Source organism: Alteromonas sp. PRIM-21 (assembly GCF_027563165.1).
In the GTDB taxonomy this organism is placed as follows: Bacteria; Pseudomonadota; Gammaproteobacteria; order Enterobacterales; family Alteromonadaceae; genus Alteromonas; species Alteromonas macleodii_A.
The window spans coordinates 159960-184535 of sequence record NZ_JADOEK010000006.1 but is presented as its reverse complement, the minus strand read 5'-3'; the positions used below and the strand labels follow the sequence as shown (position 1 = coordinate 184535).

Below are 24576 nucleotides of genomic sequence, written 5' to 3'. Positions count from 1 at the left end.
AATTAGAGTAAGCGAGCTACGCGGTATTACACCGCCGCTCGCTTTTTTAGTGCCTTTTTGATTTTTTTGAGTGTCTTAGCAAAACGTTCATCTTTCTCTTCTTTTATTGCCTCAACAAGGTTTTGCGCTTCATTTACCTTATCTGCATTAAGAAGAAGTTCAGCTAAACGTAGCTGAGCCCAATTAGCTGTTGGTAGACCTTCAGTATCAATGGTCGCAATCTGGTAGTCCTCCAAATAGCTTTTTAGCGCGTTTATACCTGAAGTTGTGTACTCGCCACTTTCAACAGCAACTTGCCCTAAGCGATACTTTCCATACATAAGACTGGCTTTACGCTTTTGATAAGTATCCCAAGCCTCAGTATCCGTTTTCGAAACTGCAGCCACATCTGTATCTGATAAAGGCAACAAAATATCGTAAGATGCCGCGTACTGCTCATTACCTAAATAGAAACTACCTAGCTCAACCCTAGCGCGAATTTGGGTACTATCATCTTCAATTAAAGAGGCAAAGATTGCTTCTGCTTCTGCTTGGTTATCTTTCTCCAAATAAACCTTAGCTAAGGCAAACCGACCTTCGGTAGCATCTAGTTTTGAAATTGTTTGCGCAAGTGTCATGGCTTCATCCATGTCCCCTCCTGCAATAGAAGGAGCCATTAAGTGAAACTGCATTAAGGCTTGGTAAACAGCAACCTCTTCTGGGGCGATTTCCACTGCTTTTTCTAAACTCTCTTTTGCTTTTTTCGCATAGCCTAGGGCTGAAAATATACTACTTGAGGCTTGGGCTCCCATCACGCTTGCATGTGTATGGTAAGCCTTATAGTTATCACTGTAATCCTGAATAAACTGCTCTGCTGCCTCCTCGGCATCGTCTAAATCTATGTTCATCAGGGCAGAAATAAGCATGTTGTGCTGTTCTGGCGATTTGCCTTTAACGGCTTCGAGGGATTCTACAACGTATTTAAAGTCGCCTTGTTTGAAGTAGGTCTTTAGCCTTGCTACCTCATCGGCGTTCGCTGTAGCAACGTCTTGTGCTGCTGCATGGCTTTGGGTAATAGCCGCTGCTGACATTAACAAAATAGAACATGCACATAGTGCTGACACAGTAGATTTACGCATTTTCACTTCCTTATGGTTTAGTTTATGAGTAGCCCGAAATACCGCTTTAAAGCGCTTTTTACTATCAATGATTGATAGAAGCAGTCTTACATTACGCCACTATGCGTTACGATAGAAAATAAATATGTAACAAAATTAAAAAAGGATGCCGAAGCACCCTTTTCAAACTTTTATTTGCTGTCCATCTCTAGACCCAATGCCCATCGGTCGTCGAATCCCTTCCAAGGCTCTGGCTTCTTACCGTCTACGGGTACTTGGGCACTACTGCCACTCACGTTCAGGTATTCACAATCATCTTTTAAACCTTTCACATGGCAATTCATAAGCGCTAACGCGAAGTGCTCGTTGATAGCATTCAGCTTTTGCACTTCCCACGCAGGTTCAATGTAGCTGCCCAAATCAAACTCGCTGCCATAGGCTTCTTTCGGGGCGGGGTGAGGTGCGACATTATGACGCGCATTTTTAACGGTAAGTAGCTTAGAGCCTTCACTGCCGGTATTTTCGAATAACCATTTAATACCATCGTAACCAGAAATATCGTCGTTATCACCCGCCACATAAAGAACGGGTACCTTGATATTGTTAAGTGATTCAACGTCAAAAAGCTGATGTTGCCCGCCCCATGGGGCAAGCGCTAGCGCTGCTTTCCAAGCTGGCAGCACATCTTTGCTACTTTCTTCGCCACCGGCGCAAGTATTTAGCGCGTCTTTAACAAGGGCTGCCACTTTAGGGTCTTGTGTACCGGTAAAGGTTGCTGCTGTTTGATCGTTAAATGCATAACAACCACCGACTGTACTTACGGCACCATAGCCTCCCATTGAATAACCAATTACCCCAGCTTTACTTGCGTCAACACTCTCTTTGAAAAATTCGTTTTCGCTGATGCTGTTTAAAGTAAGTACTTGGTCTCGTGAGCGGTTTAGTAATGTGCTTGGAAAACCTGAATATGGGTTTTCTGCAAAATTAACATCTTTATTCGTAGAATCTGTGTGGTCGATTGCTGCTACTACATAGCCGTGAGACGCAAGGTGTTCACCTAAATAATACATAAGCGTGCGATAGCCAGTATACCCGTGAGATATAACCACCACCGGGTATTCAGATTCTGCTGCGGCAATAGGCGCATCGCGGCTTGCATCACCCTCAATTTCAAATACTTGACCACTTCGTGTTTCATTCACATACGTTGCCGTCTCAGCAGCACTTGAAGCTGGATACCAGACCTCTAGGGTCAACTTACGCTCGACATCATTTCCAGCAATATCTTTTACTTTTTCTGGATACGTGGCATCAATAGTTTTTACGCCAACTGTATGTGTACCTTTCTCACTGAGCGACGGCATCACGTCGGCAGGAAAGGGTTTATACAGCTTTTGAGCAGCTGATACTGAAGGTGAAACGATGGCGGTTGCTGAAACCAAAGCGATGGTACTAGCAAGTAGGGATAACGTTTTCATGATGATAGGCATTTTTTCTAATTAGTTAATAAAATAATAATACCTTTTAACGAGTGAGGAGCAAGATATGCGCTATTTATAATGGTAATTAGAAACAATAAGAAGCAATGATTGAAAAGGTGAAACGTATTACTTTTTCAATTTATGGCGCTTCCTTGAACAGTCACTTATTAATCTAAGAATTTCAGTTTTATTTGCAGTCCTCAAATAAAAGTGCGACTTGCTACAACCACCCTAGTGCTGACTGTACTGCATTCAATTAGCCTGCTAGCAGGAAACACAGGCTTTAGGAAAGTAACATCCAAAAGCCGCGACCAGCTCACTAGTGTACAGTTATAGGTGCTTACCGAACCAGCTCACGAGTTCGTTATTAACCGCTTCTTTATTTTTAAAAAGTCCATGATTGTCGTTAGGGTACAATACCAGCTTATGAGGGATATTATATTTAACTAATTCAGAGGCGAAGTCTTCGGAATGCTTAACGGAAACCCGCTTATCAGCTGTACCGTGTAAAAGTAAAATTGGCACATTTGGTGATAATTCATCCACCCACTTTAGTACCGATCTTCTATCTAATTCTTGCTGCTTATTTTCTAGGTAGTTGGGAATTCGCTTTTTATATACTTTTTCCATCTCTGGACGATAGGTTAATCCTTTGGCTAGATCCGTATTTCCAGCAATGGTAGCGATAGCTTTAATGTTATTACTATGCTTCAGCGCTAAATGTGTTTGCATACCTCCGCGGCTCGCACCATACATTCCAACCCTATTTGAGTCAGCTCCACTTATCGAAGGTATCAAGTCTAATAAGGCAGTAACGTCTTTAACATCTTCCCCACCAAACTCATCTAACGTATCAAATTTGGTATGTGTTCCTCTATATTGACTTCCGACGATAACAAAGCCCTCTTGTGCAATAGGGAATAAGTTATGCATCATTGAGCCGAAAACTACACCGCCAAAATTACCATTTCCACCTCGATTATAAACAAGTACAGGGAGTTTTTTATCAGCTCCCTTTGGTTTGATAACATACCCTTTAACCATGTGAGAATCGACTTCATATTCAAATGTGCTGCAGTCTAAACTACTCTTATAAAGGTCATATTTTTCTTGCGTAAACATTGAATCAAACCACGCAAGCTTTTTATCTACTGTTTCTTCTGATTTTGCGCTTTTTTCGTATTTCTTTTTCATTTGGTTCCGCCAAGAACCATAGTCTGAAAATACCCAACTAAAGCAGCTTCTCTCATTTTTAACGAGCTCATGATCGAGTAAATTTGATGCCGAAGCTAAAAATGAAGGTAATAGCAAGGAAGCTAAAAGTATGTATCGTTCCATAAAAAATCCTTTTTGTTTTGTTGAACTATTCCATTATGTTTTTGAATAGGGAGCCAATTGTTACGCTGAGATTTAAAACAATAGTCTAAAAGACACCAGCGAAGCAATCCTATGCAAGAACTTTCTCTTTTAAAGGAATTACTTGGCTTTTGGACATCCGGCGTTGAACTTGCGATATTAACTTAATTAGCCGCTCTAGTAATTGTTTGCTAAAACCCAGTGAAGACAGATCAAAAGAGATTTGCAGGAGTTTTTTTACATATTCAGCCCTTGCTTTAGTGCAACAAAAAAAGAGCGAAAATAAAAAACAAAAAACCCAGTTTTTACACTGGGTTTGGATAAAAAGCGTGGTTAAAAGTGATTTATATTTACACTTTTAAGTTATACGTAAGCTAGAACGGAATGTCGTCGTCGAAGTCAAAGTCTGGCTCAGCCATTGGTGGGTTCTTAGGCTGACCTTGGTTACCACCTTGAGGCGCTTGATTATAGCCGCCACCTTGGTTTTGATTGTAACCACCTTGTTGACCACCGCCTTGCTGTGGCGCTTGGTTATAGCCGCCCTGCGCTGGTGCTTGGTTGTAACCACCTTGGTTGTTTTGAGGACGTTGGTAACCACCGTTACCACCACCGCCTTCACCGCCGCGACCGCCAAGCATTTGCATTTGGTCTACGATAATTTCGGTAGTGTACCTATCCTGACCTTGCTGATCTTGCCACTTGCGCGTTTGCAGTTTACCTTCAACGTAAATCTGCGAGCCCTTTTTCAGGTACTCTCCGGCAATTTCTGCTAAGCGACGGTACATTGTAAGGCGGTGCCACTCAGTGCGCTCTTGAACCTGACCTTGTTGGTCTTTCCAGCTTTCGCTAGTTGCTAGGCTTAAGTTCGCAACGGCGTTTCCGTTAGGCATGTATCTAACTTCAGGATCATTGCCAAGGTTTCCAACAAGAATAACCTTATTAACGCCTTTCGTTGCCATTGATGTCTCCTGTAACGTTTTTAGTGGCTTGCTGTATAACTCTTCATTAAGTAAGACATCAGCAAGCGCGAAAGTTCATCGAATATTAGCCGGTTAGTATATCGTATTTTATGTGGGAAATTTGAAATTTTTCGCCTCACGTTTACCTCACTAACTGCAACACGTTCTAGAACTTAACAAAATTTATTGTCAGCGTCTTCTGAACTTTCGCGTTGTTTTGAGCAGAGCTGAGTTAGAGCGTTACTATTAGAAACGGCCTCTTGTACTTACTACCACCACGTAATATAAAACGCTGCGGTCAAAATCACTACGGCGATTGACGCTACGTTAAACCCACTTGTGGTTTTGAACTGCACTTCATTCAGGTCAACCGCATTTTCACTAATGCCTTTCTTCTCTAGCAGAGAAACAACCACAGCTAAAGCAACACAAAGCAGGAATACGAGCCCAACACGGTCGATAAACGGCAATTCAGGCCAGAACTGTCTAAACACAATGCTTAATAAAAATGAACCTAACGCTGCAAGCAGGCCACCGTTTGCCGTGGTTTTCTTCCAGAACATACCCAATACGAACAGCGCGCAGATACCTGGCGTAAAGAAACCGGTAAACTCTTGAATGTATTGGAATGCTTGATCGAAATTGCCTAAAAGAGGTTTAGCCACAACCATTGCTATGATAAGCGCTATCAAGCTTACAATTCGCCCTACTTTAACGTAATGTTGCTGCGACTCGTTAGGGCGCTTATCTTTATAAAGGTCCATAGTAAAGATAGTGGACACACTGTTTGTCATTGAAGCTAGTGATGACACAATTGCCGCCACAAGCGCGGCGAAGATAATACCTTTAAGGCCAACAGGCATTAGCGTCATCAAGCTTGGATAAGCTTGGTCAGGCTTAGCTAGGTCAGGCACAATTAGTACCGCAGCTATGCCAGGCAACACCACAATTAACGGCATAAGTAACTTAAGGAATGCCGCAAACGCGATACCTTTTTGGGCTTCTTGCACACTCTTTGCCGCCAACGTACGCTGAATGATGTACTGGTTAAAGCCCCAGTACGACAGGTTCATTATCCACATACCACCAACCAGTACAGAAATGCCCGGTAAGTCCATATAGTGCGGATTGTCTTTTGACAAAATCATGTCGAATTTTTCAGGTAGTTTATTGGTTAAATCGACAAAACCTTGAATAACACCGTTTCCATCGCTGATTAGGTTTAACGCGGTATACGACAGGAACAGCCCGCCAATGACTAACAGCACCACTTGAATAATGTCGGTTAACGCTACCGCTTTCAGGCCGCCATAAAGTGAGTAGGCTAGCGAGAAAAGGCCTAAGAACATCATACCGTAAACCATATCTACACCAGCAATAGTGTTAATAGCCAGAGCACCCAACCACAATACAGCAGTAAGGTTTACGAATACGTAAACGCCTAACCAGAATATTGCCATTACTTTGCGCACGCGATGATCGTACCGCTGCTCTAAGAATTGAGGCATGGTGTATATTTTATGTTTTAAAAAGATAGGTAAAAAGAATTTGCCCACGATAAGCAGTGTAATGGCGGCCATCCATTCATACGACGCTATAGCAAGACCTAATTGGTAGCCTGAGCCAGACATACCAATAATTTGTTCGGCGGAAATATTGGCGGCAATTAACGATGCGCCAATCGCCCACCATGGCAAGCTTGAGCCTGCTAGAAAGTAGTCGTTTGTGTCTTTCTGATGCCCCTGCTTTTCGCGAGAAACCCACCACGCAATTGTGACAAGCGCGACGACGTATATCACGAATAATGTGATATCTATTGATGCTAATTTCATAATTTTCCCAAAGTTTTTATTTTGGGTGCGGCGATTATTATGCAGGGTACACAGGTGAAAAATTGTTTTTATTATTTTATTGTTTTTTGCCACACCAGTGTCACGTATCAATACGCGTTTTTCGCATTCTACGATAAACCGTCAACCGGTCAGAAAACCACCGATAAACGCATCGTGTTATTGCGGGTAGTATTAGTAACACACTTTGTTGATATTTTTTAACAAGAAATGTGCAATTTTGTAAAAAAAAGCCGCTACCTATGGAAGCGGCTTAAGGGACACAAACAATTCTAGCGAATAGGATTGTTTAGAAAGAGGGAGTGATGTGTATCTAAAATCTTTGTTCCTGCTGATTTATCTTTAGGCAAATGCGCCTTGTGTTGCGGTGCACACATAGATATCTGCATGATAGCCAGTTTCGTCAAAGTATTTGTCTGCTACTACTTTCTTCACAGCATCAACTTTGTCTGTAGGGGCAAGCGCCACTACGCAGCCACCAAAACCACCGCCCGTCATGCGGACACCTCCAGATTTACCAAGTACTTCACCGATAATCTCAACCAAATAATCAATTGGGCGTACGGTAATTTCGAAATCGTCACGCATAGAAACGTGAGACTGCGCCATAGCGTCGCTTACCGTTTCAATATCACCAGACTTTAACGCCTGACTTGCTGCTAAAGTACGCGCGTTTTCAGTAATGATATGCTTTGCTCGGCGATAAACCACTTCAGGCATGTGTGCTTTGGCTTCTTCTAGCATCTCCATGGTCGCTTCGCGCAACGATGAAACACCCAGTAGCGATGCACCTTGCTCGCACTGCTGACGACGCAAGTTATACTCGCTGTCTACCAAGCCACGTTTCACATTCGAATTGATAATCACGATTTGGTGCGAATCTGGAAGCGGTGAATGCTCGATGGCTAATGACTGGCAATCAAGCAGCATTGCCATACCTTCGTTGCCCATGGCTGAAATTAACTGATCCATGATTCCGCACGAACAGCCTACGAAAGTGTTTTCTGCTTTTTGACCTAATAGCGCAGCTTGCACACCATCAAGAGGCAATTCATACAAAGCGCTTAAGGCTTTCAGTATTGCCACTTCAAAAGACGCTGAAGAGCTCAAACCGGCGCCTTGTGGAACATTACCCGTTACCAACAAATTTGCGCCGCCAAAATCTGGCATAGCCTCTTTTAGTACTTTCACTACGCCGCGAACATAGTTTGCCCAACCTTGTTCCTCGTCGTAATTAATGTCTGACAATGAGAACTGGTTCTGCTGATTTTCGTAGTCCATAGCAGTAACTAGAATGTCATTATCGTTGCGCTTCGTTGCCGCTACCCAAGTACCAAAGTTGATAGCAGCCGGAAAGACGAACCCTTCGTTATAATCGGTGTGCTCACCAATGATGTTCACTCGGCCAGGGGCGTGTGCTATTAGCGTTGGCTCGTTGCCGTAATGCGCTTCAAATTTAGAAGAAAGTACTTGGTTATCCATTAGTATTCTCACGTTGTTTGTAGTGCACCGTAGGCAGTGCTTTTAATCTGTCTGCCGCCTGTTCAGGGGTCAAATCTCGTTGTGCTTCGGCCATCATTTCGTATCCAACCATAAACTTGCGAACACTTGCTGAGCGCAATAGCGGAGGGAAGAAATGTGCATGAAGCGTCCACTCAGGGTGGTCTTCATTATCAAATGGCGCACTGTGCCAACCCATTGAATATGGGAAAGACGTCTCAAATAAATTGTCGTATTTCGCTGTTATCTCACCAATTATTTTGGCAAGTGAAAGAGATTGCGAATCAGATAGCTTATGCAAAGATTGAACATTAAAACGCGGCAGTAATAACGTTTCAAATGGCCATGCAGCCCAATATGGAACCACAACCACCCAATCATCGTTTTGGCATACTACGCGCTCTTGCTTAATCACTTCTTGCTCTGCGTAATCTAACAACATAGGTGCGTTGTTTTCACCAAAGTACTGCTTCAGCTGTACCAATTTTTTTGCTGGGTCTGTGGGAATATGCTGCTGCGCCCATACCTGACCATGTGGGTGAGGGTTTGAACACCCCATCATTGAGCCTTTGTTTTCAAAAACCTGCACCCAACGATAGCTTTCACCCAGTTCAGCGGTTTGTTCTTTCCACGTGTTAACCACATCTACCCGTTCTTCGTCAGTAAGTTCAGGAAGTGTTTTACTGTGATCAGGAGAAAAACAAATAACGCGACTACAGCCTTGCTCTGTTTCAAATTGGAACAGGCCTTTTTTCTCACTGGCTTGCTCAGTGTCTTGCTTAAGCGCAGCAAAATCGTTTTGAAAAACGAACGTCCCTTTATAGTCGGGATTTACTTCGCCGTTTACACGAGTGTTAGACGGGCACAAATAACAAGTAGGGTCGTAAGATGGCTTTTGTTCGTTATTCGGCTCTTCAGAAGCCCCCTGCCAAGGACGCTTAGCACGGTGTGGCGATACTAGCACCCACTCGCCCAACAACGGGTTATAACGGCGATGTGGATCATTGGTTGGGTCGAAAGGGGTTCCCATAATCACTCTCTCTGAATAGGCCGGTTAAGCTCTAGCATAACGCTTTTGCATAACACTTAAGGGTTAAACGTTTACCCTAGCAATAATATAGCAAGCTATGCTGTTTATCAATTAACTAACAAAGAAAAATAATTGTTAAATTAATAACAATTAATTTTCTTTTAATAATTCAGTGAATTTACTCAGCGCTGAACTTATATCGAATCGTTTCTTCATAAGTTTCACCCGGCTTTACAAAACAATTTGGAAACGACGGTTTATTCGGTGCATCAGGGAAATGCTGAGGCTCTAAACATAGGGCGCCTAGCTGATCGCTGTCTTTTAAACTTCCCGTATAAAACTGCAGCCCGGGAAGGCTAGTGTATAGTTCCATTGTAACGCCGGTATCCGGTGCTTTAACCGTAGCTTGTGGCGCATTTCCTGAAGCTGCTTGAAGCACATAGTTGTGGTCGTAGCCGCCTACTCGGTCAAGCAATGGATGTGAATTGTCTTGTTTAGCCCTTTCTTCTATTTTACTAAGTGAAGTGAAATCAAAGGGTGTATCAGCAACATCAACTAAATCACCGGTTGGCAACAGCGTACTATCTGCATCCGTCACCTTTTTTGCATCGATATGTAGCAGTGTACTACCCACTTTCTCATCGTTACTTAGCGTAAAGTAAGCATGTTGGGTGAAACTAAGGGGTGTTTCTTCATCTGTCGTTGCTTTAATTACAAGGGACAACTCGTTGAACTGATCAAGTGTATAACAGGCTTCAACATTAATATTTCCAGGAAAGCCACCCTCGCCGTTTGGGCTAGATAAGGTAAATGTTACACTGGCACTATCGGGTGATTCTTGGGTACTAGCTTGCCACAATTTTTTGTGAAAGCCGGCATGCCCCCCGTGAAGATTATGCTCTCCGCCGTTTTTATCTAACCTGTATTGCTGGCCGTTTAAAGTAAATGTGCCATTCCCTATTCTATTAGCGTAGCGCCCTACAATTGCACCGCGATAGCTAGGGTCATCAATATAGCCCTGCAACGCATCAAAAGTTTGAATACAGCTAATCAACTCGCCCTTCGCGTTGGGAAAATAGAGTTCCTTGATAATTCCACCATAGTTGAGCAAGGTAACTGACATCCCGTTGTCATTGCTTAAAGTAAAAGCATTAACAGCTTTGCCGCTTACTTCACCAAATGTCGATACGTTGATTTTCATAACAATTATTTTACCTTATCGGGTGCTCAATTAATTAATCTCGGGCAATTTTTCGTGCTCGCCTGAAAAGTTTTAGAATCGGTAGAGCGTTCAGAATTACTAAAAGGTTATACGTTTTCCATTCTTTTTGACAGGGGTTTGGTGAGGAACTGTGTATGGTAAAACCACTTGATAGTTTTATCTATTGCTTGAGATATGCCGCCATAGCACAGAAAGTGAGAATTTTACCTTTTTATGTAAATATAATGTACGCTATGCCAATCAGACCCCAAGGTCTTCAATGCATTAAAAAAACAAAGTTAAAGAGAAAATGGCAACAATAAAAGATATAGCCCAAGCCGCTGGCGTTTCGTTAGCCACAGTATCCAGGGTTATCAATAACGGCCCAAAAGTAGGCAACGATACTCGACAACGTGTTAAAAAAATCATGGAAGAAATGGGCTACCGTCCCAACGCAAATGCGCGGGCTCTTGTAACTAAACGCAGTGCCTCATTGGGTGTGGTTATTGCTGAACTGCACGATCCATTTTTCGCAATGTTAGCCCATGGCGTTGAATCCATAACACGCAAAAATAACGTTCAAATACTGCTAAGTGCTGGGTCAATTGAAAAAGAAACAGAGCTTCGCGCCATCGAAACCTTGTTAGAACACCGTGTTGAAGCCATGGTAGTGCACAGCAAAGCACTTGATGATAAGACCTTGATTGGCTTTGCTAGTCAAGTACCAGGTTTTGTTTTAATAAACCGTTACATACCAGAAATAGCAAATCGCTGCGTGTGGCTTGATAACGTGACCGGTGGCCGCCTAATGGCAGAGTATGCCATTAACCAAGGGCATGAAAACGTAGCGGTAATAAGCAGCCAATACCGTATTGATGATCCGAATCATCGTCTTGAAGGGATTAGAAACGCTATTGATAGCGCAAAGCTCAGCTTACCCGAAAGCATGATTGAATACGCAACGCCTGATCAGGAAGGTGGAGAATTGGCAATGCAAAACTTGCTAGCCACCGGTGCAAAATTCACTGCTGTATTGGCTTATAATGATGCGATGGCATCAGGTGCAATGACCATGCTACAGGACCACGGCATCTCAGTGCCCGAACAAGTGTCTGTAATGGGGTATGATGATGTATTGCTAGCTAAGTACTGTCGCCCTAAATTAACCACTCTGCGTTACCCTGTCGAAATGATGGCTGCAAAGGCCGCTGAGCTTGCACTAAAGTACGCGTCGGGGAGTAAACCAGAAGAAGGCTTAACTTTTAAATATACACCCACGGTTGTTAAGCGAGATTCCGTAGTGCGAGTGTAGTCTTCGCTAACATACTACCAGTCCGCATGGATAATAGTTTACAAACGTTAAAAGTAACAAATACCCGCCTATGGCGGGTATTTTATTTAAACAGTAAAAAGCCAATTTGGTGAGTGATTAATCGCAATTCGATGTATTACCGTGCAATGGCATTCTAAAAATTTTATTTCACGAAACTGTTGACAAAAATACACGCTTGATCGTTTCACCCTAGATTTTTATCCCCAATTAGAAAAACAGCCTGATCCTGCACATATTTACGATCAAAAAACATTAAGATCAGCATGGATTGCTCTACACCGCTTGATTTCACTGATATTTCGTGATCCGACCAGAAGGTTACACCAAGATCGTGATCTGCCGATATATATGGCTATTAACAGACTTACCAACAAGGTTTTCCACTATTTATCCACAGAGGACAAACTTACTTATTGAGCAAACCTCGCTAAAAATTGTTTGTACTGTTCAATGGCATAGTCACTTGTAAGCGTTGCATTATGTGTGGCTCCGGGAATGACGGAAATGTATTTTTTGCTACTCGAAGCATCTTCTAGCAATTGTTGACTGATTGGATAAGGCGTTATCTTGTCTTGCTCACCAACTACAAGCCACAAAGGGCCTTCATAATGACGTAGAATAGGCGCAATTTGCATACTGTGAACTTCGTCGTGAAGCTTCATGTTAGTGAAAGAATTAGAGAAACCCGGCACCATATTGGCAATTAAATCAGAAATGTTGTTGAAAGCCCCGTCCAGTACCAAAGCATCTATTTTTCGATTGGCCGCAACATAACTTGCGAAATAACTGCCTATTCCTCGACCATGAACAATAGTCGGAATGGAAGCATCAAACGCACTTTCTACATAGTCAAATTGAGTTAACGCGTCTTGCTTAATAGCGTTAATGCTTAAATTCTTTGCTTTATCGCTGGCTCCTACTCCCTGATAGTCAAGCCACAGTATATTTGCGGGCAACTTACCCAACCTGTGAATTACGCTATTATTTTCGCTTACCGGCATACGGTTGTCTGCGAAGAAAACAATGTTAACAATAGGGTCAGGATATGAAACGGCAACACCTCTTAGGGTTAATCCAGCTTCGTTTTTTACTTCAACACGGGTGATGCCCGCTGAGGTTTTGTCTTTTTGAATAGCAGCGTGCAGCTTTGTGGTATCTAAGGGCTTTTGCTGAGTGTCTTGATAAAAAAAGGCTGAAGGTGAAACGTTAATTGCGCACCCTATTAATGTAACACTTGCAAATACACTGATTACTGCGTTTTTAAAGGTCATCATTTAAGAACTTTCCGTGTTGAATGGTAATTGCGAAATTTATTTATAGGTTATAAATGCCTGATGGTCGTATTACTGGCCAAATTTCACACGCTACTATGCTAAACAAGCTGTAACAGTTTGCAACAGTTGTTCAGTTTCTTCGCACTACAAACTTTCTTATACTTGAGTCTATATTACTGACATAAGCTATCCATAAGAAAAAATTAAAATAATGAAAAGTACATCATTTTTCTCACCCCGCATTGCGCCATCAGCACGAATGATTTTCGCCTGCTGCACGCTACTTTTGCTCGCCGCTTGCGAGTCTACGCCACCCGAGCTTGACTCATCATTAATTCCTGCGTCGCAAAGAAAAGACTATCAGCTAAACATGTCTAAAGCGAAAGCTTGCCCAATTAACTTGGCAGAATTAATCGATATGCGGTCGAGTAAAGACTTGCTCGTTGGAAGCAGTAATGTAACAGAAGACACGCTCTATTCACTGTTACAGCAAAGCTTAGAAGCGATGAATGTCAGCCCAGATATTGAAGCAGCCACAAGCGTTAAAGTAGTACTAAACCGCGCGTTTGTAAAAAGCTTAGGAAGTAATATGGTTGCCACCGTGGTGCTTAATGTTTTGTACAAACCTGATAATGCCGATGAGTATTCACCCGCCACCACTTTCAGAGGGCAAAGCGTAAATGTAAACGCCAGTGTCAGTGAAAAAGAGAGCAGTCAGATTGCTATCGATGCCATGAAAACCGCCATTCATGATGCCACCAAACGTATAAAGTCGTCCCTTTTACATAACTGTGGCGATGCGCTTAGCGAACTAGAGGCGGTATAAGCCTAGGAAACTATAGCGTGGACGCGATTGAATGAGCCTACGCCCTAAGTCTGGGTAAGATTTAATAGATAAGCCTCGTGTTATCGACCATAAAGCAAGCCATACCACCGTCAAGGGCCGCTTTTCTGCCCATTTCGGTGTCCTCGAATACCACACAATGCTGTGGTGCTACCCCCATTAGTTCTGCCGCACGCACAAAGGTTTCAGGGTGAGGTTTACCTTGAGTGACATCATCGGCTGTAACTAGCGCAGATAATTGGGCTAGCAGGCCGTGTTCATTTAACACCATTTGCGCATGCTGCCTATCTGAGCCCGTCCCCACTGCAATGGGCATGCTTCCTTTATAGTGATTAAACACGTTAAGGGTATCTTGAATAAGCCTTGGAACATGGTCTAGCCCTTCAAAGGCCTGTTTTTTATGTGAAGCAACCTCTGCTGGATCGTGGCTTTTTCCATACTTTGCATTCATAAGATGTACGGTTTCAAAGGTAGGAACACCACCTAAACTGTATTGATAGTCTCGGTCGAAGGGATAGCCAAATGCGTTGCAGGTGATCTGCCAAGCATCAATATGCGCGCCCATTGAATCAACCAAGGTGCCATCCATGTCGAAAATAATGGCTTTATAACTGCTTAGGTCAATCATAGTGTTCGCTTCCTTTTCAAAAATGGGGTGGTGCTAACCTTTCATGTTTACAGCAAGATAAGCAATTATGCAGACAGCACATCTCGCGCTTTTACCGCGTCAAAGTCACGGTCCACCTTAAGATATACCGCATTATTTTGACCGTTTAATGTTACTTCCAGCACACCTGGTACTAACATTAATTCTGACTCGATTGTGGAAGCTTTTGAGTTATCAAATTCAGCGTTCATCATCACACGCTTAACCCGGCTCACTTCTTTAACCCCAAGAATAATAAAAAGCCAAAGCAGAGTACTAGCAGCGCCGATGCCATACGCCCATTCTTGCGACCAAATATCGGTAACGAAACCTGAAATTACACCACCTAAAAACGCGCCAAAAAACTGAAAACTAGCGTAAAGCCCCATCGCCGTGCCTTTTTGTCCTGCAGGAGCAATGCTTGACACTAAAGCAGGAAAATTCGCTTCTAAATAGTTAAAGCCGGTAAAGAAAAAAACCACGGCTGCGGTAACCCACCACCAGCTTTGGTCTTCTAAGCTAAGTGCTAAAAACGCGCCGCCCATCATCACTACACCGGTTAAAAGAAGTGATTTTGGGGTACGGCCTCTTGCCGCTCCCATCATAATGATGAGGCCAACTATAGACGCACCAAGTACAGGTAAGTAAATCGTCCAGTGGCTATCTAACGTCATATCAAAGTTCAGCAGCGTAACAGGCAATTGAACAAACAGCAGCGTAATAAGCATGTGCAGAATCATTACGCTGACGTTTAAACGCCATAATTGAGAAGAAAAAACTAAGCGCTTTAGCTGGTCTTTTTGTGGAAGTGTATCGCCACTGCAAAGCTGCACACCGTTTGGTACTACCCATTTAACCAGCGGCATGCAAAGAATGGCCAGAATACCAGTAATACCAAACACACCGGCAAGCCCGTAGCTGTTGGCAATAAGAGGCCCTAAAATAACCGCTAAATAGAATGAAAAGCCAATAGCTATACCTATAATAGCTAACACTTTCGCCCGCTGACTTTCCCGGCTGACATCGGTAGCAAGCGCCATTATCGCACCTGCAATAGCCCCAGCGCCTTGAAGAATACGCCCAACAATCATCATAGCCATGCTGTCGGCATTGGCTGCCACAAAGCTTCCTAAAGCAAATACAGCTAGCCCCAGCAAAATAACGGGTTTACGCCCCCATTTGTCAGACATCATGCCCATAGGAATTTGCAGCGCAGCCTGGGTTAGGCCATATCCACCCACGGCAAGCCCTACCAACAAAGGCGAGTAATCCGGGTAGTCAATCGCGGCCACAGCCAATACAGGCATAACCATGAACAACCCCATCATGCGTAATACGTAAACGGAGGCGAGTGCAAGCGCGGCGCGTAATTCCAAAGCGTTCAAAGCGTCTTTTTCCCTCAATAAATAAAATCAAAAAAACATAAAAGCGCGCAGAGAATACCTGTTTCTGCAGCATCAAGAATAAGGTCGCGAAGTGTAGCATAAATTGCATTTATGCCCACTTACCTTAAATTCGATTAATACAATTGGCATTTTCTTCAACTCGCGAGGTTGATTTAGCCTTTTCGCCTTTTTAAGGGTTTAAAAGTGGAGATAAAATCACCACTTTGCAAGGTAGTTTCGTTAGTACTAATAGTAAGCTTGTACCTGTAAGGTGATCTGCTTACTCCACTCACAGTATAACTTGAATGTCATATCACTTTACTTGACACCTATGGCATACTGATTCTTTTTCTCTCATTTAGGCTTCAATGGATAAAATCGAAATTCGCGGTGCTCGCACCCACAACTTGAAAAACATCGATTTAACACTGCCACGAGACAAACTGGTGGTGATAACCGGCCTTTCTGGCTCGGGTAAATCGTCTCTTGCATTCGACACGCTTTATGCGGAAGGTCAGCGTCGTTACGTTGAGTCTTTGTCTGCCTACGCGCGTCAGTTTCTTTCCATGATGGAAAAACCCGATGTTGATCATATTGAGGGTTTGTCACCTGCAATATCCATTGAGCAGAAATCAACATCGCACAACCCGCGCTCCACCGTGGGTACCATCACTGAGATTTACGACTATTTACGTTTGATGTTTGCCCGCGTAGGCACACCGCGTTGTCCAGAGCACGATGTGCCTTTGGACGCACAAACGGTTAGTCAAATGGTAGACAGAGTGCTAGCGATGCCAGAAGGCAGTAAGCTGATGCTGCTAGCACCCATCGTTAAAGAGCGCAAAGGTGAGCACGTTAAGACGCTGCAGAACCTGTCAGCACAAGGTTTCATTCGCGCGCGTATTGACGGAGAAGTTTGCGACTTGTCCGATCCACCGACACTGGATTTGCATAAGAAGCACACCATTGAAGTTGTGGTGGACCGCTTTAAAGTGCGTGACGATATGGCACTGCGTTTATCAGAATCATTTGAGACAGCGCTAAGCCTTGCTGGCGGTAACGCTGTCGTAGCTGATATGGACGACAAAGACACAGAAGAAATAGTGTTCTCTGCCAATTTTGCGTGTCCTCACTGTGGCTACAGCATTAGTGAACTTGAACCACGTCTGTTTTCATTTAATAACCCAGCGGGTGCCTGCCCAACTTGTGACGGGCTAGGTACCAGACAGTTTTTTGACCCAGCACGCGTTGTCGGCAACACCGAATTGAGCCTGTCCGGCGGAGCTATTCGCGGATGGGACAAGCGCAGCTATTACTATTTCCAAATGCTGCAGGCGGTAGCAGACCATTATAAATTTAGTCTTACTGTACCGTTTGAGGAACTCGATAAGAAGCACCAAGACATAGTGCTCTACGGGTCCAAAGGGAAATCGCTATCCTTTAAATATATTAACGAGCGCGGCGACGTGATGGAACGCAAACATCCATTTGAGGGCATAATCCCTAATATGGAGCGCCGCTATCGCGAAACCGAGTCGAATTCAGTTCGAGAAGAGCTAGCAAAATATTTAAGCCAACAACACTGTAGCAGTTGTAATGGCACACGTTTGCGGGTAGAAGCGCGTAACGTATTTATTCAAGATACTAACTTACCTGCTATAGCAGAAATGTCGATTGCGGACGCGTTTGACTTCTTTGAGTCACTTAACCTGGAAGGTCAGCGAGCCCAGATAGCTGAAAAGATTCTAAAAGAAATTATGGACCGCCTAAGCTTTTTGGTGAATGTGGGCCTAAATTATCTTTCTATGTCTCGCAGTGCCGACACCTTATCCGGTGGTGAAGCCCAACGTATTCGACTAGCAAGTCAAATTGGCGCAGGCCTTGTTGGCGTAATGTACGTACTCGATGAACCATCCATTGGTCTTCATCAACGCGACAATGAACGATTGCTTGGCACACTTACACGCTTGCGCGACTTAGGTAATACAGTATTAGTTGTTGAGCACGACGAAGATGCAATACGCGAAGCCGATTACATTGTGGATATTGGCCCGGGTGCCGGTGTACACGGTGGTGAAATTATTGCCGAAGGTTCGCTGGAAGACATTAAGAACAGTGAAGACTCACTTACCGGAAAATACCTATCTGGTAAGGAAAAAATAGATATACCTGCTAGCCGTACGCCAGTTAAAGACGATAAGTGGTTAGAGCTTTTAGGCGCTACGGGTAACAATCTGCAATCCGTAGATTTACGTATTCCTACGGGTGTAATGACCTGCGTTACGGGTGTGTCTGGCTCGGGTAAATCAACGCTGATTAACGATACCTTCTACAAAATTGCACAACGGGAATTAAACAAAGCTACCACTTCTGAACCTGCTCCGCATAAGTCGATGACGGGGTTAGATCAGCTCGACAAAGTGGTAGATATTGACCAAAGCCCAATTGGTAGAACCCCGCGTTCTAACCCGGCTACCTACGCTGGCATATTCACTCCCATCCGTGAGATGTTTGCGGGCACTCAAGAGTCACGTTCACGGGGCTATAAGCCTGGCCGCTTTAGCTTTAACGTGAAAGGAGGGCGCTGTGAAGCATGTCAGGGCGATGGTGTAATTAAAGTAGAGATGCACTTTTTGCCAGACGTGTACGTGCCTTGTGATGTATGTCAGGGCAAACGCTATAACCGTGAAACCCTAGAGATAAAATACAAAGATAAGAACATTCATGAAGTGTTAGAAATGACCGTGGAAGATGCTCGTCAGTTCTTTGATGCTATTCCATCTATTTCACGTAAATTGCAGACACTGATGGATGTGGGTTTGTCTTATATCCGACTTGGTCAAGCGGCCACCACGTTATCCGGTGGTGAAGCGCAACGAGTAAAATTGGCGAAAGAGTTGTCAAAAAGAGACACTGGGCAGACACTTTATATTCTGGATGAGCCTACTACAGGTTTGCACTTCCACGATATTAAGCAGTTGTTAGCCGTCCTTCATCGACTACGCGATCACGGTAATACCGTTGTGGTTATTGAGCATAACCTAGATGTAATCAAAACCGCCGATTGGATTGTCGACCTTGGACCTGAAGGGGGATCTGGAGGTGGCCAGATTATTGCAGAAGGAACACCAGAGCATGTGGCACAACAAGAAGTTTCACATACAGGACGATTCCTGAAACCCATGCTCACACAAGCTTGAGCCGGTTTAGATGTAAATTCGTAGGCGTTGAGCGCATGTCTTCTTCTTTGTAAGCTGCTGTGTAATTTACACGGCAGCTTGTAAAAAGTGCGCGTTGACGTTTATTTACACGTTTTTTCATGCTGGTCAGAGCTTGTTTTGGCAAATCATACGTTACGATGATTTATGTGAATTTTGCAGTAAGAATTGCTGGAGCGAAACCCAATGACTCAAACGCCACCACTAGCCTTAGTTAAGACTTGGTACCACTTACTTTCATCATCTGAAGATAACGATGTGAAAGCGCGCGCACAAGAAATGCTGTTAAATGCTTTCGAGTCGCCAGAGGCTATCGCAGTTTATTTGAAAGAACACAATATTCTTAAGCACTGATCAAAAAAGCCTTAGCGTAGTTTATATAACCGCGCTAAGGCTTGTTGTTTTTCATGTCTGAGAAAGATTATAGAAGATTAAGCGTGCTTAGCCGCTTGAATTGCTAATCCTTCGCACACCGAATTGAACGCATCGTTTTCTAATCGAGGCAGCCCCGTAAGCAGTTTTTCATAGAGAGCATCGACTACAATAGGCGATAAACTCATACCACCCGTTATCATTACCACCTCTGGTTTTTCACTGCTGTTTTCCAAACATTCCACGACTAACGCTTTCACTTTATCTAGCCAAGGTTTTAACGCCTTTTTAAGTGAATCCTGTGAAATCTCTACATCAAAATCGTCTTCAATATAGTGCAGCGGCAGCGTAATGTTTTGCTTGCTCGAAAGTAGTTCTTTGGCCAAACGCGCTGAGTTGACCACTCGAGCAGACAACTTATTCTCTTGCACAATAAGCAAACGCTCTAACTGGGCCGGCTCTTTAATCACTGACATGGTTTGAGAAATATCTAACCCGTAATCATCAGAGAAAAAGCGCGTAAGCGCTGGAATGTTATCAACAGCGCACATATCAGAAAAATAGGTAGGCGGAACAGGTAACCCGTTAATCATTTTAAGGCCCATACCCATTTCAGGGGCTATGCCTTTAAGAACCAAGCTTTTATCACAGTCCATACCGCCTAAACGTCTGCCTGTTACCGCTAGCACATCGTCTTTACGGTCAAGCTGATTAGAACGCTCCGGCGAAAGCTTAATACAGCAAATATCCGTTGTTCCCCCACCAATATCGACAATTAGCGTGGTAGTGTCTTTTGGTAAGGTTTGCTCAATCTTATACGCTGCAGCAATAGGTTCATCCAAGAAGTTTACACCTGAAAACCCAGCGTTAGTCGCCGCTTCAGTCATAATTTGAATGGCTTGGGCATTGCCCTCTTCACCGCGGGTGCCATGAAACTTAACAGGTCTGCCGATAACCGCATTGTTTACCACCTTGCCCAACTGCTGCTCGGCACACTGTTTAAAGTAAGCAAGCTGCTTGGCAATAATGCCGATGAACGCCTGTTTTTGGTCGCCATCTAGCGATGCGCCTAAAAAGTTCTTGGGGGAATAGATAAGTCGGCCTTTGTCCGGCATTTTAAGAAAGCGCCTAAAACCCTCTTCACCAAACGCAAACTTGCCGTGCTCTACCAAACGCAGCAAAGGAATTTCGTCTAGCGACATGGCGTGCATTAACTGCTGAATCGCTTTACGTTGAAGGGCTGGCTTGTTATGGAGGTCACCACGAAGCGAGTCGATGCGGCTGCTATACATTGCCTGCTCTTTCGGGTCTTTTGCCGAGTAATAGCCATCTTTAGCTTTGTCTATTTGTTCGCTTATCACACGCTGTAACTGCGCAACTTTCGCCTCCACCATAGCATCAGGAGGCGGCGGCAGTTCATCTTCAAAGTAAATGAACACCGAAGAACGAATTTTATTGCCCTTTTTATCTAGCGGGTCAAGTTTGATGTGCTGATGGGCCGTTCCATCAAAATACACAACCTCAGAATTTGATGTACCGTAGTCAATCCCAATCGCAGTCATAGTATGTTCGCTCAAAAAGTTAGATGCGGATTGTAATGCAAAAGAAGCTAACGGCACACCCCCTGTAAGCTAATCGAAACACAACGATTTGCCTTAAACACAATCGCTTACACAAGGGCTTACTGAAAACCCCTGCCCATAATGCTAGAGTAGGAATTAAACTTATAACAATGCCTACAAATAATTATGAGTAATACAGCACCACTTATCACTTCTTTTGACGTACGTTTTTGCGAAACCGATGCCTTACAGCATGTTAGTAATACGGCACTAGTTGCGTGGTTTGAAGCAGCCAGAGAGCCCATTTTCAGAATGTTTACGCCTGAGCTAGACTTACAAAACTGGCCGCTAATTTTAGCCAGCTACAAGGTCGACTTTTTAGCTCAAATTTTTTATGGAAAACCAGTAACGGTTAAAACTTACATTAGTCGGTTGGGAAACAGTGCATTCGACGTGTTTCAGGAGCTTTGGCAAGACGACAAGCTATGCTCAACTGGCGTGACCACCATGGTGCATTTTGACTACAAAACACAGCGCTCTGCGCCTATCCCAGATAATGTGAAGTCGGAACTACAGTCACATTTTAAAGAACTACCCACTAAGTAATAAAGCGCAGCAAGAGGTATCCATGAGCGATTTAATTGATGTTATTGACGATGTATTACCACCTGAGCTGTGCTCGCAGCTTATGGCGCGCTTTGAAAGCAGCCCTAATTTGAGCCAAGGTCGCACTGGCGGTGGTGTAGATTTAGATAAAAAGCGCAGCATGGATGTGTCGATAAGCCGAAGCCCGGAGTTTAAAGATTTATTCCAGCAAGTGATGCAGCATACCGGAAAGCAACTGGTTGCCTATATTGAAAAATACTATTTTGCACTTGTTGGGCCTATTGGCCTAACCGTACGCCACCCCAAAACCGGCGAACCGGTAAAAGTCACCGGGGAAAACTTTGAAGAAGTGGGTAAGCCAAATTTAGCCAATCTGGTTAACTACCTATTTCGTGTAGGCGATGTTAATGCGCAGCGATACACCGCGGGTAACGGCGGCTACCCCTACTGGCACTCAGAAGTGTACCCGCAGCTTCAACATAACGATGCGCTGCACCGCGTGCTGCTGTTTATGTACTACTTAAATGATGTGGACGAAGGCGGCGAAACAGAATTTTACTATCAAAACCGTGCGGTTAAACCCAAAGCAGGCAGAATGGTGATTGCGCCGGCCTATTTTACTCACACACACCGCGGCCAAATTCCAAAAAGTAACGACAAGTATATTCTAACCTCTTGGCTTCTATTTAACCGCGCTGAACAAATTTATACGCAGGGCTAAGCGAGCCTAGCTTAACGACAGCTGCGCAATAATCTGTTCTAGCTCGCCGTACTCGTTTTTGTCGATAGGTAAGAAAGGAGCAGGCAAGCTAGGCGTTTCACAATAGCCCAAGATTTCTGCTGCGGCTGCTACCACGCGAAGGCTGCCGCCATTGCGCGCAAACATGCTCCATATTCCGCTTAACGCTTGTGACTGGGCTTGTGCATCGACAGCATTACCAGACTGAGCGGCATCGATAATACGCATTACAGTTCGCGGGAATATTCCCCCTATAACAGAAAGCCAAAGGTCGCAACCTTCAATCATTCCTGCTGCGCCAAAACTATCACCACTCACGCCTATAGCAATGTGTGCAGGCACTATCTCTCGTAATGATGCTAATCGGCGAGCACCGTTACTAGTACTACCATCAGTTGCGCTTTTGCCAAACGGAGAACCCGGTATTTTAATCGCCCCTATATTCGGTAACTGCCCTAGGCGGCGATATAAGTCATCGCTAAAGGTAAAATTAGTGACTCGGGGGTTTTCGTATATGCAGATGGGAACAGATACTTCACGGCTAACAGCTTCATAAAGGCCAAACACTTCTTCTTCGTTAAGTACTTGATATGAGACAGGAGCCAACAATACTGCATTAACGCCCGCTTGCTGCACAGCTTCCACATTTTTTAGCACGTCAAAGGTGCGCAAGGACCCAACGCCGGCCATAACAGGAATACCGTTTGCGCGCTCTACAGTGAGTTTTGCTATCTCGACCTTTTGCTCTCGTGTTAAATAGGGGTACAACCCCGTCGATCCCATTGCGCAAATCGAATCAACGTTCGCAGCGACTAAGTTTTCCACTAGTCTCTGGTACGCTTTGTAGTCAATAGCCTCGTATTTAAATGGAGTAATGGGAAACGCTGATAGTCCTGTAAGCACCTGATATCCTTTTTTCTTAAAACATTTGATACTTTCTAACGTTAGAACCCTTCAACTGCTTCGCCCGTCAAGCGATAACCTACAGACGCGATATCGCCTTTCCAACCGTCAGTCGACAGTTCACCGGTAACCCAAATCGCGTCGTAAATATTATCTATTCGCACACCTTCTTCAAATTTCACGTACACAATTTGATTAGACGGTGGTGGTGGTACGTGAATACAGGCTCCAAAATACGGAACAAGTAAAAACTCGGTGGTTAGTTCAGCGGTACCTTCTAGCGGCACAACAAACCCCGGAATTTTCACACGTTTTCCGTCAAAGGTATCGACCACTGGTGCATCAGGCTGAAGCTGACTCATTTCACCATTGTGCTGAACTGAAGGTGGCGCGAGTTCGTTAAAGCCTTCAGGAACAAGATCTTCCCAATAGACTTCTACAGGAGCTTCATCTGCCAGAGCGTTAAAGGTTATCACCATCATCAGCATTGCAAATAATGAGGTAACGGATAATTTTAGGTAGGTCATACTGCTCTCTATCGTTGAGTATTCGTTCCACTTTTTTGTTTTAGCTTTTGATTTTCGTTTTTTACTTAAACTTTTTCACTACAAACAAAAAGGGCTGGTGTTACACCAGCCCTTTGTATCATTAATTTAAAGCAGCGTGAATTATTCTGCTTCGAAACGCTCGATGCTTGAGGTAATTTCAGCTTTTGCAGCAGCTGCATCTGACCAACCGTCAATTTTAACCCACTTACCTGGCTCTAGATCTTTATAGTGCTCAAAGAAGTGCTCAATTTGCTTAAGAAGCAGCGGAGGTACGTCAGCAATTTCGTGCACGTCGCGATAGATTGTAGAAAGCTTGTCTACTGGTACTGCTAGTACTTTTGCATCTTTACCTGACTCGTCAGTCATGTTTAGTACACCTACAGGGCGACATTTAATAACTGAGCCAGAAAGTAGTGGGAACGGCGTCATAACAAGAACGTCAACTGGGTCACCGTCTTCAGACAAAGTGTTGTTCACATAACCGTAGTTAGTTGGGTAATGCATGCAAGTCGCCATGAAGCGATCTACAAACATTGCGCCTGTGTCTTTATCTACTTCGTATTTCACCGGGTCAGCGTGTGCTGGAATCTCAATGATTACGTTCACTTCATCTGGTACATTTTTACCAGCAGAAATAGCACTCAAGCTCATTCTTAGGTCCTTTCAGTAATG

21 protein-coding genes are annotated in these 24576 nt (G+C 43.9%); 6 read left to right on the top strand and 15 right to left on the bottom strand.

The genetic code is table 11. From position 1 onward, the window contains the following. Positions 1-26: 26 nt before the first annotated feature. From IW644_RS10925 to IW644_RS10890, 8 genes are all read right to left on the bottom strand, one after another. Positions 27-1118: a tetratricopeptide repeat protein gene (locus IW644_RS10925; RefSeq protein WP_269917621.1), complete on the bottom strand. Its 1092-nt coding sequence runs from the start codon at positions 1116-1118 to the stop codon at positions 27-29. Positions 1119-1288: 170 nt separating this feature from the next. After that, positions 1289-2575: an alpha/beta hydrolase family protein gene (locus IW644_RS10920; RefSeq protein WP_269917620.1), complete on the bottom strand. Its 1287-nt coding sequence runs from the start codon at positions 2573-2575 to the stop codon at positions 1289-1291. A 333-nt stretch (positions 2576-2908) separates the two neighbouring features. Further along, entirely contained in the window at positions 2909-3916 is a 1008-nt protein-coding gene (locus IW644_RS10915; RefSeq protein ID WP_269917619.1) for an alpha/beta hydrolase family protein, read from the bottom strand. A 392-nt stretch (positions 3917-4308) separates the two neighbouring features. Next, a complete protein-coding gene (locus tag IW644_RS10910) occupies positions 4309-4893 on the bottom strand; it encodes a single-stranded DNA-binding protein (protein ID WP_269917618.1) in 585 nt (194 codons plus the stop codon). A gap of 269 nt (positions 4894-5162) precedes the next feature. Then, positions 5163-6725, bottom strand: a complete 1563-nt coding sequence (locus tag IW644_RS10905; protein ID WP_269917617.1) for a sodium/sugar symporter — start codon at positions 6723-6725, stop codon at positions 5163-5165. Positions 6726-7085: 360 nt separating this feature from the next. Further along, complete coding sequence (gene galK, locus IW644_RS10900) at positions 7086-8225, bottom strand: galactokinase (protein WP_269917616.1); 1140 nt, start codon at positions 8223-8225, stop codon at positions 7086-7088. Further along, positions 8218-9273 carry a UDP-glucose--hexose-1-phosphate uridylyltransferase gene (locus tag IW644_RS10895; RefSeq protein ID WP_269917615.1) on the bottom strand — a complete coding sequence of 352 codons (1056 nt, stop codon included), beginning with the start codon at positions 9271-9273 and terminating at the stop codon, positions 8218-8220. Before IW644_RS10895 ends, galK begins: the two co-directional genes overlap by 8 nt. Positions 9274-9451: 178 nt before the next feature. Then, the gene (locus IW644_RS10890) at positions 9452-10474 is read right to left on the bottom strand and encodes an aldose epimerase family protein (RefSeq protein WP_269917614.1); all 1023 of its coding nucleotides are present in this window, start codon (positions 10472-10474) and stop codon (positions 9452-9454) included. A gap of 310 nt (positions 10475-10784) precedes the next feature. On the opposite strand from IW644_RS10890, the gene IW644_RS10885 reads away from it, so the two are divergent. Then, positions 10785-11786 (top strand): LacI family DNA-binding transcriptional regulator, encoded by a 1002-nt coding sequence (locus IW644_RS10885; protein ID WP_179982026.1) that lies wholly within the window; start codon positions 10785-10787, stop codon positions 11784-11786. 431 nt (positions 11787-12217) lie between these two features. Here IW644_RS10885 and IW644_RS10880 read toward each other — a convergent pair whose 3' ends face one another. Then, positions 12218-13081 (bottom strand): alpha/beta hydrolase, encoded by an 864-nt coding sequence (locus IW644_RS10880; protein WP_269917613.1) that lies wholly within the window; start codon positions 13079-13081, stop codon positions 12218-12220. Between the two features lie 211 nt (positions 13082-13292). On the opposite strand from IW644_RS10880, the gene IW644_RS10875 reads away from it, so the two are divergent. Beyond that, positions 13293-13907 (top strand): hypothetical protein, encoded by a 615-nt coding sequence (locus tag IW644_RS10875; RefSeq protein WP_269917612.1) that lies wholly within the window; start codon positions 13293-13295, stop codon positions 13905-13907. A 61-nt stretch (positions 13908-13968) separates the two neighbouring features. Here the strand turns inward: IW644_RS10875 and IW644_RS10870 are convergent, their stop codons facing one another. Together IW644_RS10870 and IW644_RS10865 are read right to left on the bottom strand one after the other, a co-directional pair. Then, positions 13969-14553 (bottom strand): HAD family hydrolase, encoded by a 585-nt coding sequence (locus IW644_RS10870; RefSeq protein ID WP_269917611.1) that lies wholly within the window; start codon positions 14551-14553, stop codon positions 13969-13971. A 65-nt stretch (positions 14554-14618) separates the two neighbouring features. Beyond that, positions 14619-15956 (bottom strand): MFS transporter, encoded by a 1338-nt coding sequence (locus tag IW644_RS10865; RefSeq protein ID WP_269917610.1) that lies wholly within the window; start codon positions 15954-15956, stop codon positions 14619-14621. Between the two features lie 368 nt (positions 15957-16324). Here IW644_RS10865 and uvrA point away from each other — a divergent pair, with 368 nt between their 5' ends. Together uvrA and IW644_RS10855 are read left to right on the top strand one after the other, a co-directional pair. Beyond that, positions 16325-19156 carry an excinuclease ABC subunit UvrA gene (gene uvrA / locus IW644_RS10860; RefSeq protein WP_269917609.1) on the top strand — a complete coding sequence of 944 codons (2832 nt, stop codon included), beginning with the start codon at positions 16325-16327 and terminating at the stop codon, positions 19154-19156. A 204-nt stretch (positions 19157-19360) separates the two neighbouring features. Beyond that, entirely contained in the window at positions 19361-19528 is a 168-nt protein-coding gene (locus IW644_RS10855; protein WP_025256952.1) for a hypothetical protein, read from the top strand. Between the two features lie 77 nt (positions 19529-19605). Here IW644_RS10855 and IW644_RS10850 read toward each other — a convergent pair whose 3' ends face one another. Then, positions 19606-21108, bottom strand: coding sequence for an Hsp70 family protein (locus IW644_RS10850; protein ID WP_179982020.1), 1503 nt, complete (start codon positions 21106-21108; stop codon positions 19606-19608). Between the two features lie 186 nt (positions 21109-21294). On the opposite strand from IW644_RS10850, the gene IW644_RS10845 reads away from it, so the two are divergent. Next, positions 21295-21714: an acyl-CoA thioesterase gene (locus IW644_RS10845; RefSeq protein ID WP_025256954.1), complete on the top strand. Its 420-nt coding sequence runs from the start codon at positions 21295-21297 to the stop codon at positions 21712-21714. Between the two features lie 22 nt (positions 21715-21736). Next, the gene (locus tag IW644_RS10840) at positions 21737-22435 is read left to right on the top strand and encodes a 2OG-Fe(II) oxygenase (RefSeq protein ID WP_269917608.1); all 699 of its coding nucleotides are present in this window, start codon (positions 21737-21739) and stop codon (positions 22433-22435) included. 6 nt (positions 22436-22441) lie between these two features. On the opposite strand, the gene IW644_RS10835 is transcribed toward IW644_RS10840, so the two are convergent. From IW644_RS10835 to ppa, 3 genes are all read right to left on the bottom strand, one after another. Next, entirely contained in the window at positions 22442-23356 is a 915-nt protein-coding gene (locus tag IW644_RS10835) for a dihydrodipicolinate synthase family protein (RefSeq protein WP_269917607.1), read from the bottom strand. Between the two features lie 41 nt (positions 23357-23397). Further along, complete coding sequence (locus IW644_RS10830; protein ID WP_269917606.1) at positions 23398-23883, bottom strand: DUF3299 domain-containing protein; 486 nt, start codon at positions 23881-23883, stop codon at positions 23398-23400. Between the two features lie 141 nt (positions 23884-24024). Next, positions 24025-24555: an inorganic diphosphatase gene (gene ppa, locus IW644_RS10825; RefSeq protein WP_071968025.1), complete on the bottom strand. Its 531-nt coding sequence runs from the start codon at positions 24553-24555 to the stop codon at positions 24025-24027. Between the last annotated feature and the right edge of the window lie 21 nt (positions 24556-24576).